The sequence below is a fragment of the Demequina sp. genome, from assembly GCA_024707205.1.
In the GTDB taxonomy this organism is placed as follows: domain Bacteria; phylum Actinomycetota; class Actinomycetes; order Actinomycetales; family Demequinaceae; genus Demequina.
Genome location: JANQAD010000001.1, coordinates 1,079,640 through 1,091,880, shown reverse-complemented (window position 1 = coordinate 1,091,880; position 12,241 = coordinate 1,079,640). Strand labels below are relative to the sequence as shown.

General features: G+C 66.8%; 9 protein-coding genes and 2 pseudogenes. 7 read left to right on the top strand and 4 right to left on the bottom strand.

Annotated elements, in window-relative coordinates:
* Window positions 1–6 precede the first annotated feature (6 nt).
* Genes yidC through rpmH form a run of 4 tightly spaced genes read right to left on the bottom strand, consistent with a single transcriptional unit; the run spans window position 7 to window position 1,911 of the window.
* The gene (yidC, locus tag NVV57_05615) at window positions 7–1,113 is read right to left on the bottom strand and encodes a membrane protein insertase YidC (GenBank protein ID MCR6712189.1); all 1,107 of its coding nucleotides are present in this window, start codon (window positions 1,111–1,113) and stop codon (window positions 7–9) included.
* Between the two features lie 14 nt (window positions 1,114–1,127).
* A complete protein-coding gene (gene yidD, locus NVV57_05610; protein ID MCR6712188.1) occupies window positions 1,128–1,430 on the bottom strand; it encodes a membrane protein insertion efficiency factor YidD in 303 nt (100 codons plus the stop codon).
* Window positions 1,427–1,771, bottom strand: coding sequence for a ribonuclease P protein component (gene rnpA, locus NVV57_05605; protein MCR6712187.1), 345 nt, complete (start codon window positions 1,769–1,771; stop codon window positions 1,427–1,429). The genes yidD and rnpA overlap by 4 nt, the downstream gene beginning before the upstream one ends.
* A gap of 2 nt (window positions 1,772–1,773) precedes the next feature.
* Window positions 1,774–1,911, bottom strand: a complete 138-nt coding sequence (rpmH, locus tag NVV57_05600; protein MCR6712186.1) for a 50S ribosomal protein L34 — start codon at window positions 1,909–1,911, stop codon at window positions 1,774–1,776.
* A gap of 241 nt (window positions 1,912–2,152) precedes the next feature.
* On the opposite strand from rpmH, the gene dnaA reads away from it, so the two are divergent.
* From dnaA to gyrA, 7 genes and pseudogenes are all read left to right on the top strand, one after another.
* Window positions 2,153–3,541: a chromosomal replication initiator protein DnaA gene (gene dnaA / locus NVV57_05595; protein MCR6712185.1), complete on the top strand. Its 1,389-nt coding sequence runs from the start codon at window positions 2,153–2,155 to the stop codon at window positions 3,539–3,541.
* Window positions 3,542–3,934: 393 nt separating this feature from the next.
* Window positions 3,935–5,063, top strand: a pseudogene (gene dnaN, locus NVV57_05590) (DNA polymerase III subunit beta).
* 16 nt (window positions 5,064–5,079) lie between these two features.
* Window positions 5,080–6,220: pseudogene (recF, locus tag NVV57_05585) on the top strand (DNA replication/repair protein RecF).
* Window positions 6,213–6,683, top strand: coding sequence for a DciA family protein (locus NVV57_05580; protein MCR6712184.1), 471 nt, complete (start codon window positions 6,213–6,215; stop codon window positions 6,681–6,683). Before recF ends, NVV57_05580 begins: the two are co-directional and overlap by 8 nt.
* 46 nt (window positions 6,684–6,729) lie before the next feature.
* Window positions 6,730–7,503, top strand: a complete 774-nt coding sequence (locus NVV57_05575; GenBank protein MCR6712183.1) for an aminoglycoside phosphotransferase family protein — start codon at window positions 6,730–6,732, stop codon at window positions 7,501–7,503.
* A 66-nt stretch (window positions 7,504–7,569) separates the two neighbouring features.
* Window positions 7,570–9,675 carry a DNA topoisomerase (ATP-hydrolyzing) subunit B gene (gene gyrB, locus NVV57_05570; protein MCR6712182.1) on the top strand — a complete coding sequence of 702 codons (2,106 nt, stop codon included), beginning with the start codon at window positions 7,570–7,572 and terminating at the stop codon, window positions 9,673–9,675.
* Window positions 9,665–12,193: a DNA gyrase subunit A gene (gyrA, locus tag NVV57_05565; GenBank protein ID MCR6712181.1), complete on the top strand. Its 2,529-nt coding sequence runs from the start codon at window positions 9,665–9,667 to the stop codon at window positions 12,191–12,193. Before gyrB ends, gyrA begins: the two co-directional genes overlap by 11 nt.
* Window positions 12,194–12,241 lie beyond the last annotated feature (48 nt).

The window sequence follows — 12,241 nt, the reverse complement described above, 5'->3', positions numbered from 1 at the left end:
TCGGTTCTACCTCTTCTTCTTCGGCTGGTTCCGCTGCCCTGGGCCCTTGGTGGGCGTGGGCGCTGCCGGGCCAGTGGTCTCTTCGGATTCCGCGCTCGCCTCAAGTTCACCCTCGGGCTCGGGGACGATTGCTGTGCTCTCCGCGGGCTTGGGGCCACCGGCCCGCTTGGCGCGCGGGGCGCCCTTCTTGGGCTGCTGACGCTGACCGCGGGCGGCCTCGATCTCCGCCTGCTTCTCCGCCTCGATCTGCTCCAGGGTGGTCTCGCCGCGCTTGATGGCTCGCGCCTGCTCCTTGGCGGTCTTCTTCTCCAGGTAGAGCGCTTCGGCCTCAGAGCCCGGCGTGGGGTTGCGCTTGATGACGTAGTACTGCTGGCCCATGGTCCACAGGTTGGTGGTGGTCCAGTAGATCAGCACACCAACGGGGAAGTTGGGGCCGGTGATGATGAACACGAACGGCAGCGCGTACATGATCATCTGCTGTTGGCGAGCCATGGGGCCCTCGAGCGCGGACTTGGGCATGTTCTTGCGCGTGAGCTGTCGCTGCGTGGTGAACGTGGTCGCCACCATCGCGATGATGAGCACCGCGGACACGATCTTCGCGGCGGCGCCAACGGACGTCGTGAACGACTCGGAGAGCTTCGCGCCAAAGATGGTCGCGGACTCGGCCTGCTCCGCCAGCTCCGGGGTCAGGAGCCCGATGCCACCGGTCTTGAGCTTCTGATTGAGCACCCGGAACAGGGCGAAGAAGATCGGCGCCTGGATGAGCATGGGCATGCACGAAGAGAACGGATTCGTGCGGTGCTTCGCGTAGAGCTCCATCGTCTCGCGGCTCATCGCCTCGCGCGACGCCTGGTCCTTCTTGCCCTTGTACTTGGCCTGCACGGCCTTGAGCTCGGGGGCGATCATCTGCATGGCGCGGCTCGCCTTGATCTGCCGCACAAACAGCGGAATCAGCATCACACGGATCGTCACCACGAGTCCCACGATCGCGAGCGACCACGCGGCGCCACCCGCGGGATCCAGCCCAAAGAACGTGAAGATGCTGTGCCAGATCACCATGATCGCCGCGACCACCCACTCGAGCGGGGCCAGGATGGTGTTCAGAAAGTTCACGAGCGTCCTTGATGTCAGGCGAGCTGCTGCTCGCGGTCAGGTGCGTTCACCGCACGATTGTTGCGGTGCAGCCGGAACAGGCGCTCTCCGCGGGCGGGGACGTCGTCCACACCGCCAACACTCCAGGGGTTGCAGCGCACGATGCGCCACAGTGCCAGTCCACTCCCTACGAAGGCGCCATGCACTCGTACGGCCTCCATCCCGTAGTGGGAACACGAGGGGTAGTACTTGCAGCTCGGACCGGTCATCGGCGAGATCACGAGTTGGTAGCCACGGATGAGGCCCATCACCGCTTGGCGAGGCAGCTGGGTGATCATGCGCTCACCTTAGCCAGTGCCTGCCCGACGGCCCCGCGCACGTCCGCGCCCAGCGAAACAAAGCTCGCGCCGGCTGAGGGGGGAAGGGCGCGCACAACGACCGCCGACCCTGCAGGGAGAGTGGGGAGAACGTCGGCCATGATCGCGCGGAGGCGACGCTTCACGCGGTTCCTCACCACTGCGCCTCCTACAGCCTTAGAAACAGCGAAACCGGCCATGCTCTTCGCATCGCCGGTCAACGCCACGTGCACTACGACAGTGTTCCTGCCCGCCCGCGATCCGTGACGCATCACCGTCGAGAACTCGTCGGATGACGTCAGTCGCGAGGCTGCAGGCAGCACCCCTACGCCGAGATTTCGGTGCGTCCCTTGCGGCGACGAGCCGCCAGGATGGAGCGGCCCGCACGGGTGCGCATGCGCAGGCGGAAGCCGTGCGTCTTGGCGCGCTTGCGGTTGTTCGGCTGGAAGGTCCGCTTGCTCACGGCATGGCTCCTGAAACGATCATTGGGGGGTGGTCAAACAGCGCATTAACGTTACGCGAAAATGGGCCTTGGGTCAAATCTTGTCGCTCGCGTTGGTGGTACGCCGCGAACAGGCTAGGCTCCACCATCACGGCGCATATAAGCGTACGACACGCCGAGTGGGCCAAGTTACGAACCGGTGACGGCGCCTCAACCGCCTGTGAAGAACGCTGTGGAAGACACTCGACTACGAGGGGACGGCATGACCGACGCGGCCAGCGACCTGCCCATCGATGAGGTGTGGTCGCGAGCGGTCCAGCACCTGGTGCGTGACGACCAGCTCTCGCCGCAGCACCGCTCCTTCCTGCGGCTCGTCAAGCCGCTCGCCGTGGTTGAGGACAACGTGTTCCTCGCGGTCGCGGAGGACTTCACCAAGAACTATGTCGAGACAGCCATGCGCGGCTCCATCACGGAGGCGCTCTCGTCGGTTCTCGGCCGCGAGGTGCGGATCGCCGTCACCGTTGACGCCTCCATCACCCCGCCTCCCGCGCCCGAGGTGACGCACGACGAGGCCCCAGCCAAGCCGTCGGGCAGGCAGGCGGCCGCGACGCCGAGCGATGACCCCCATCTCAATCCGCGCTACACGTTCGACACGTTCGTCATTGGACCCTCGAACCGCTTTGCCCACGCCGCAGCCCTTGCCGTGGCCGAGAGCCCGGGCAAGACGTACAACCCCCTCTTTATCTACGGGGACTCTGGGCTCGGCAAGACGCACCTGCTGCACGCGATCGGCCACTACACGCTCCGCTTCAAGCCGCAGGCGAAGGTGCGGTACGTGAACTCGGAGGAGTTCACCAACGACTTCATCAACTCCATTCGCGACGACCGCAGCCTCGGTTTCAAGCGGCACTATCGCGAGGTGGACGTGCTGCTCATCGACGACATCCAGTTCCTGCAGGGCAAGGAGCAGACTCTCGAGGAGTTCTTCCACACCTTCAATGCGCTGCACAACGCCGGCAAGCATGTGGTGATCACCTCCGACGTCAGCCCCAAGAACCTGGACGGCATCGAGGAGCGCATGCGCACGCGCTTCGAGTGGGGTCTCATGACGGACGTGCAGCCGCCGGACCTCGAGACCCGCATCGCGATCCTCCGCAAGAAGGCCGCGGCCGACGCGGTTCAGGCGCCTTCCGATGTGCTCGAGTACATCGCCTCGAACATCACGAGCAACATTCGCGAGCTCGAGGGCGCGCTCATCCGCGTCACCGCCTTCGCCGCACTGAATAAGCAGCCCGTGGATCTCAGCCTCGCGCAGGTGGTGCTCAAGGACCTCATCAGCGACGACGACTCGGAGATCACGGCGTCGATGATCATCGGCACCACGGCCGAGTACTACGGCATCACCATGGACGAGCTCACCGGCACCAGCCGCAGCCGCGTCTACGTGACGGCGCGCCAGATCGCGATGTATCTGTGCCGGCAGCTCACGGATCTCTCGCTGCCCAAGATCGGCGAGCACTTTGGCGGCAAGGACCACACCACGGTCATGTACGCGGTCAAGAAGATCGAAGAGCAGATGGGCCAGCGCCGTCAGACCTACAACCAGGTCAATGAGATTCACGCTCGCATCAAGCAGCGATCTCGCGGCTGATCGTCACTCCCGTCACATTCCTCACACGACACGCGCTGCGACACGCCGTTCACACCTGTGGATAACTTTGTGGAGTTGCGTGGACGGACGGTTTGTCCACAGGGGAACAGTTGTGAAAAACGGGCCGACGCTGGGGACGGCCGATCCCGTTCCCACAGCTCATTCTGTGGTTCACAGCTTTCATCCGCACGAATATCACAACCAATAGTTGTCGTTTACCAGGGTAGATGTTGACTCTCCACAGATCTGACGCCCCCTATGACTACTTCTTACATCTCTAGTCATTCATCCACTGGACCTTCATCACGTCCGCCCGGCCGCGGCCTGACGGCCGCTTGCTCGCGCGTCACCTCCTTGGCGTAGTCTGTGGCGCAGTTACGCGAGGAGTGAGCAATGAAGTTTTCCGTCGAGCGCGATGTTCTAGCCGACGCTGTGGCGTGGGTTTCGCGCGCCGTCCCCGCTCGTCCCCCGGTCCCGGTCTTGGCCGGAGTTCGGATCGTCGTGGACGACGGCGGCACCGTGACGCTCTCGAGCTTCGACTATGAGGTCGCGGCGCGCAGCGAGTTCGCGGCCGACGTCGAGTCTGCTGGGGGAGGCGCTCGTCTCCGGTCGCCTGCTGCGCGAGATCGCGAACGCGCTTCCGCACAAGCCGGTGCAGTTCGTGCTCGACGGCACCAAGGTCTCGGTCACGTGCGGCGCCTCCCGGTTCACCCTGGCGACCATGCCCGTGGATCAGTACCCCAACCTGCCCGAGCTGCCGGAGCGCGCGGGAGTCGTCGACGGCTCCGCGCTGCAGCTGGCCGTGTCGCAGGTCACGTCGGCCGCTTCACGCGACGAGACCCTGCCGATCCTCACGGCGGTGCGCCTCGAGATCGAGGGCTCGACGATCTCCCTGCTGGCGACCGACCGCTACCGCTTGGCTCTTCGCGAGTTGACCTGGAAGCCTGCCAAGTCCGATGTTTCGACAGTCGCGCTCGTGCGCGCGAAGACGATCAGCGACACGGCCAAGGCACTCGGCGCCGGCGATGTTGACCTTTCGCTCGGCGAGGGAACAGGGGTGGACCTCATCGGCTTCTCCGCCGGCGGCCTCGTCACCACCTCGCAGCTGATGGACGGCGACTACCCACCGGTGCGCAGACTCTTCCGCGACGAGAACCCGATCACCGCGGTGGTGCGGACGCAGGACCTCATCGACGCGACGCGGCGCGTGTCGTTGGTGGCTGAGCGCAACTCGTCCGTCCGCATGGGCTTCGCCGAGGGTGAGGTGGTGCTCGACGCCGGTCAGAGCGACGACGCCCAGGCGTCCGAGGCGCTCGAGGCCACGCTCGACGGTGACCCCATCACGGTGGCCTTCAACCCGCAGTACCTCCTGGACGGGCTGGGCGCGCTGTCCACCGAGTACGTCCAGTTCGGGTTCCTGCAGGAGACCAAGCCCGTCGAGTTCGTCGGTATCGACAAGCCGGGCGGAACCGTCGCCGCCGAGTTCCGCTACCTGCTGGTTCCCATCCGCATCACGTCGTGATGCTCGCGGTCTCGCCGTGCACGTCGCCCATCTCCAACTAGCCGACTTCCGTTCGTATTCCGAGCTAGACCTGGCGCTGGACGCGGGCGTCACCACGTTCGTGGGCCGCAACGGCCAGGGCAAGACGAACCTCGTCGAGGCGATCCGCTATCTGTCAACGCTCTCCTCTCACCGGGTCGCTTCCGACGCTCCACTCATCCGGGCGGGCGCTGGAGGTGTCACAGCGGAGCGCGCGGTCGTGGGCGCCAAGGTTCTCAAGGGCGGCCGCTCGCTCACGCTCGAGGTGACGATCCAGCCGGGAAGGGCGAAGGCGGCGCGGCTAGGCAGGGCGGCCGCGCGGCCGCGGGACCTCGTGGGGATCTTGCGCACGGTGGTCTTCGCTCCCGAGGACCTGGCGCTCGTCAAAGGGGACCCGTCCGGGCGGCGCGCGTTCATCGATGAGCTGTGCGTGGCGCTTGCCCCCGTGCATGCCGGCGTGCTCGCGGACTACGAGCGCGTGTTGCGGCAGCGGACATCGCTGCTCAAGACGGCGAGGAACGCGCGCGTGGATCTGACCACGCTGGACATCTGGGACGAGAAGCTCGCCGAGCTCGGCGGCAAAATCGTCGCCGCGCGGCTCGCTGCGCTCGCCGCGCTTTCCCCGTTCGCGGAGATCGCGTACCAGGACGTCGCCCCCTGGCAGTGCACCCTTTTCGCTGCAATATTCGACCGCGCTCGACACGTCGAGCGCGGAGGCCGCGGCCCTCTCCGGCGAGATACTCGCCAAGGTGAGCGAGCGTCGGGCCCAAGAGATAGAGCGCGGTGTGTGTCTCGTGGGGCCGCACCGCGACGACGTCGACATCGCGATCGGCGACCTTCCGGCGAAGGGCTACGCGAGCCACGGCGAGAGCTGGTCGTGTGCGCTCACGCTGCGGCTCGCGTCGTATGACCTGCTGACGGCAGACGGCGGTCCCGACTCGGACGCGGACGGCGAGCCCGTGCTGATACTGGACGACGTCTTCGCCGAGCTCGATTCCGGCCGCCGCGCGGCTCTCGCCGCGCGGATCGGCACCGCAAGCCAGGTGCTCATCACCGCAGCCGTTGGCGCGGACGTGCCCGACACCCTGGCCGGCTCCGTCTTCGAGGTCGCGGATGGGACGGTCACCCGACGTGACTGAGGAAGGCGCGGCGCCCAAGGATCCCCAGGCCATGGCGAGGGAGGCGATGGAGCGAGCCAGAGCGTCGGCCCGGCAGCGGGGCGCGACCCGCAGCTCCGCGGCGCGGGGGCGCGCGGCGAAAAAGCAAGCCCAGCGCTCGACCCAGCCGTTCACGAGCGGCCGCGATCCGCAGCCGATGTCCGACGCGGTCGAGACGCTGCTGAGCCGCATGGGCTGGACCGAGCAGGTGGAGGTCGCGGCGGTGACCGCGCGGTGGCGAGAGGTGATCGGCGATCAGATCGCGGACCACTGCGAGCCGCTCGGTTTCGAGGACGGGAAGCTCACGGTGCGGGCGTCGTCCTCGGCGTGGGCAACGCAGCTGGCGATCATGTCGGGGCAGATCCGGCACCGCATCAACGAGGAGTTCGGTCGCGAGATCGTGGGCGAGCTCGTGGTGCTCGGCCGGCGGCGCGGTCGTGGGTGAAGGGTCCGCGCACGGTGCCGGGCCGCGGACCGAGGGATACGTACGGATGAGCTGGGTAGTGGGGTCCGAGGTCGCGCGGGGCGCGACCGCCGTCATCACGCGCGGCGAGCCGGGCACGGTGGTCAAGACGCTGACGCGGCAACTGCCCGCGATTGTGATGGCACTCGAGGCGGCGGGCTCGCGCGCCGCGATGGCCGCGGGACTGCCGGCGCCGGCCCTACTGGCCGCAGACCTTGAGGGCGACCCGCCAACCCTGACCTTCGAGTTTGTGGAGGGGCGCACCTACGCGATGCAGTCGCGCGAGGTTGGGCCGGCGCTCATCGGCCGCATCCTCGCGGAGTTGCAGCACCAGATCCGCCAAGTGCCGAACCCGGAGGTGATCCGGGTGGAGGACTTCCTCGGATTCCAGCTGTCGCAAGTGGAAGTCCCCGAGCGGCTGCGGGACGCCGCGCGGCGCGACCTCGAGCGGCTCACCTCCCACGGCGACCGCGTGCTGTGCCACATGGACCTGCACGACAACAATGTCATCAAGTCGCCGGGTGGCCCCGTGGTGATCGACTGGATGAACGCCTCGGCCGCTCCGGCGGAGGCGGACGTGGCGCGCACCCGGCTTGTCGTGGGCAACGAGCAGTTCTACACGCCGGGGGACGCCGGGATCATGTCGGAGACGCTCGCCGCGTACATCGCGCGCACGGAGGAGCTGGCGCCGGGGCTGGTTGGGGCTTCTCGGGAGTGGGACCGGGTGATCGCCGTGGCGAGGGTAGACGAACACATTCCCGACGCCGAGCGGGAGGCGATCCTCGAGCGCTGGGGGCGGTAGGAGCGGCGCCCAGCCACAGCGTCGGGCCGGGACCCCAAAATCTGCGGATGGCGGAACTGTCCACAGATAGCCCTCAATAGCCCAGAATCGCCGCCAGAACGCGCTAGAATTGAGCGAGATAGCACGCGTGCCGTATTGGCGCGCGTCACGCGCTTGGAAGGCGAATTCGTGGCCCAGAAGGACAAGAAGGAAACGACCCCTGCCTACGGCGCGGAGAACATCACGGTCCTTGAGGGCCTCGAAGCTGTCCGCAAGCGACCCGGCATGTACATCGGCTCCACCGGCGAGCGCGGCCTGCACCACCTAGTTTACGAGGTCGTCGACAACTCGGTCGATGAGGCGCTCGCGGGCTATTGCGACACGATCACGGTGACGCTCCTGGCAGACGGCGGCGTCCGCACCACCGACAACGGCCGCGGCATCCCCGTGGACATCCACCCCACCGAGGGCAAGCCAACGGTAGAGGTCGTCATGACGATCCTCCACGCGGGCGGAAAGTTCGGCGGCGGCGGATACGCGGTGTCGGGCGGCCTGCACGGCGTCGGCATCTCGGTCGTGAACGCGCTCAGCTACAAGGTCGAGACCGAGGTCAAGCGCCAGGGCCACGTGTGGCGGCAGAGCTTCGCCGACGGCGGCAAGCCGCAGACCACGCTGGTCAAGGGCGAGAAGACGGACGAGACCGGAACGCAGCAGACCTTCTGGCCCGACCCCGCGATCTTCGAGACCACGGTCTTCGACTTCGAGACCCTGCGCGCGCGCCTGCAGCAGTACGCGTTCCTGAACAAGGGCCTCAGCATCACGCTCACCGATGAGCGCCCCGAGCACATTGCGCCCGACGCTGACGACACTGGCGATGAAGCGCCGGCTTCTCGCACGGTCACCTACAAATACGACGGCGGCCTGATCGACTACGTGAAGCACCTCAACGCCGCCAAGAAGGTCGAGGTGGTGCACCCCGAGGTGATCTCGCTCGAGGCCGAGGACACCGAGGCGAAGATCTCGGTGGAGCTCGCGCTCCAGTGGACCAACGGCTACAGCGAGGGGGTCTACACCTACGCGAACACGATCTCGACCACGGAGGGCGGCACCCACGAGGAGGGCTTCCGCGCGGCGCTGACCTCCCTGGTCAACAAGTACGCGCGCGACAAGGGGCTGCTCAAGGAGAAGGACGAGAACCTCACGGGCGACGACGTCCGCGAGGGACTCACCGCGGTCATCTCCGTCAAGCTTGGCGAGCCGCAGTTCGAGGGCCAGACCAAGACCAAGCTCGGCAACACCATCGCGAAGACGTTCGTGCAGAAGGTGGTCAACGAGCGCCTCACCGACTGGTTCGACTCCCACCCCAACGAGGGTCGCGACGTGATCCGCAAGGCGCTGCAGGCTTCGCAGGCACGCCAGGCCGCGCGCAAGGCCCGCGAGGCGACGCGCCGCAAGGGCCTGCTCGAGTCCGGCGGCATGCCGGGCAAACTGCGCGACTGCTCGTCCAAGGACCCCTCGATCTCGGAGATCTTCCTGGTAGAGGGCGACTCCGCCGGCGGCTCCGCCGTGCGCGGCCGCAACCCCGAGACCCAGGCGATCCTGCCGCTGCGCGGCAAGGTGCTCAACGTGGAACGCGCGCGCCTCGACCGCGCGCTCGCGAACACCGAGATCCAGGCGCTGTTCACCGCGTTCGGCTCCGGCATCGGCGACGAGTTCGACATCGAGAAGGCCAGGTATCACAAGATCGTGCTGATGGCCGATGCCGATGTCGACGGCCAGCACATCCGCACCCTGCTGCTCACGGTCCTGTTCCGCTACATGCGCCCGCTCATCGAGGCCGGGTACGTGTACCTCGCCAACCCGCCGCTGTACCGCATCAAGTGGTCCAACGCGGATCACGACTACGCGTTCAGCGACCGCGAGCGCGACGCGATGATCGAACTGGGCAAGTCCAACGGCAAGAAGCTGCCCAAGGAGAACGGCATCCAGCGGTACAAGGGCCTCGGCGAGATGGACTACTCCGAGCTGTGGGAGACCACGATGAACCCGGAGACCCGCACCCTGTCCCAGATCACGATGGACGACGCGGCCCTCGCGGACGAGACCTTCTCCGTCCTCATGGGCGACGACGTCGAGTCCCGCCGCAACTTCATCCAGCGAAACGCGAAGGACGTGAGGTTCCTTGACATCTGACATCACCGAACCGCACAACCACGGAGCGATCGAGCAGGTCGATCTCAATGTGGAGATGCAGCAGTCCTACCTGGACTACGCCATGTCCGTCATCGTGGGGCGCGCCCTGCCAGACGTGAGGGATGGGCTCAAGCCCGTCCACCGTCGGGTCATCTACGCGATGTACGACGGCGGCTACCGGCCCGACCGCGCGTTCTCCAAGTGCACCCGCATCATCGGCGAGGTGATGGGCAACTATCACCCGCACGGTGACGGCGCAGTCTACGACACCTTGGTGCGCATGGTGCAGGACTGGTCCCTGCGCTACCCGCTCGCGGATGGCCAGGGCAACTTCGGCTCGCCGGGCAACGACCCCGCGGCCGCACACCGCTACACCGAGTCGCGCATGTCCCCCATCGCCATGGAGATGGTGCGGGACATCGACAAAGAGACGGTGGACTTCAAGGACAACTACGACGGCCGCACCCAAGAGCCGACGGTGTTGCCGGCTCGGTTCCCCAACCTCCTGGTCAATGGTTCCGCGGGCATCGCGGTTGGCATGGCCACGAACATCCCTCCGCACAACCTGCGCGAGGTCGCGTCTGGCGTGCAGTGGTACCTCGAGCACCCCAAGGCATCGCGCGAGGAGCTGCTCGAGGCGCTCATTGAGCGCATCCAGGGCCCGGACTTCCCCACGGGAGCGATGATCCTCGGCCGCCGCGGCATCGAGGACGCGTACCGGACCGGTCGCGGCTCCATCACGATGCGCTCGGTTGTCACGGTGGAAGAGCTGCAGGGACGCCAGTGCCTCGTCGTCACCGAGCTGCCGTACCAGGTGAACCCGGACAACCTCGCGCTGAAGATCGCCGAGCTCGTCAAGGACGGAAAGGTCACGGGCATCGCGGACATCCGCGACGAGACCTCCGGCCGCACGGGCCAGCGCCTCGTGATCGTGCTCAAGCGCGACGCGGTTGCCAAGGTGGTGCTCAACAACCTCTACAAGCACACCCAGCTGCAGGAGACCTTCGGCGCCAACATGGTGGCGCTCGTGGACGAGGTGCCGCGCACGCTTTCCATCGATGCCTTCGTGCGCCACTGGGTGACGCACCAGATCGAGGTGATCCAGCGTCGGACCGAGTACCGCCTTCGCGAGGCCGAGCGCGAGGCCCACATCCTTCGCGGCTATGTGAAGGCGCTTGACCTGTTGGACGAGGTCATCGCGCTCATCCGGCGCTCGCCCAACGTGGACGAGGCGCGCGAGGGGCTCATGAAGCTGCTCGACGTGGACGAGGTGCAGGCCACCGCGATCCTCAACCTGCAGCTCCGCCGCCTCGCGGCCCTCGAGCGGCAGAAGATCGAAGACGACTTCGCAAAGCTCATGGCGGAGATCGAGGAGCTCAAGTCGATCCTCGCCTCCGAGTCGCGTCAGCGGACCATCATCTCCGAGGAGCTTGCGGAGATCGTGCGCAAGTACGGCGACGAGCGGCGCACCGAGATCTCGCCCTTTGACGGTTCGGTGGACTTCGAGGACCTCATTGCCGAGGAGGAGGTCGTGGTCACGATCACCTCCGGCGGGTACGCGAAGCGCACCAGGTCCGACCAGTACCGGGCGCAGCGCCGCGGCGGCAAGGGCGTGCGCGGCGCAACACTGCGGTCGGATGACGTCGTGAGCCACTTCTTCGTGACCACCACGCACCACTGGCTGCTGTTCTTCACCAACCTTGGCCGCGTGTACCGCGCGAAGGCGTACGAACTGCCCGAGGGCGGGCGCGACTCCAAGGGCCAGCACGTGGCGAACATGCTCGCGTTCCAGCCGGGCGAGGAGATCGCTCAGGTCCTGGCGCTCAAGAGCTACGCGGACAAGCCGTACTTGGTGCTCGCGACCAAGCGCGGGCTGGTCAAGAAGACCGAGCTCACGGCGTACGACTCCAACCGCTCCGGCGGGCTGATCGCGATCAACCTGCGCGACGTGGAGGGCGAGGACGGCGAGCTGCGTCCCGACGAGCTGGTCGCCGCGCGGCTGGTCTCCGCCGAGGACGACCTGCTGCTCGTGTCCCGCAAGGGACAGAGCATTCGGTTCACTGCGGACGACACCCAGCTGCGGCCGATGGGCCGGGCTACGTCCGGCGTAACCGGCATGAAGTTCCGCGACGCGGACGAGCTGCTCGCTGCCGATGTGGTGATGCCGGGGATGTATTCCCTGGTAGTCACCGAAGGCGGCTACGCCAAGCGCTCCGACATGGACGAGTATCGCGTCCAGGGCCGCGGCGGCCTGGGCATCAAGGTGGCGAAGCTCCAGGAGCAGCGCGGCGACCTCGTTGGCGCGCTCCTCGTGGACGAGGCCGACGAGGTGCTGGTCATCATGGAGTCCGGAAAGGTCATGCGCTCACCGGTTTCCGGGGTTCCCGCTAAGGGCCGCGACACCATGGGCGTCATCTTCGCGAAGCCCGCGGAGGGCGACCGCATCATCGCGATCGCGCGCAACGTGGAGCGAAACCTCGGGGATGAAGAGGCCGAGGGTGAGGAACCCGCGCTCTAGCCGAGGTCGCGCTTCTCGTGCGCGGTGGGGGTAGCGGGCCCGAGTGGA

Bases quoted from the DNA above. Each gene is read 5' to 3' on its own strand.
- yidD (MCR6712188.1), bottom strand. From the start codon at position 1,430: ATGATCACCCAGCTGCCTCGCCAAGCGGTGATGGGCCTCATCCGTGGC.
- dnaA (MCR6712185.1), top strand. From the start codon at position 2,153: ATGACCGACGCGGCCAGCGACCTGCCCATCGATGAGGTGTGGTCGCGA.
- NVV57_05575 (MCR6712183.1), top strand. From the start codon at position 6,730: ATGAGCTGGGTAGTGGGGTCCGAGGTCGCGCGGGGCGCGACCGCCGTC.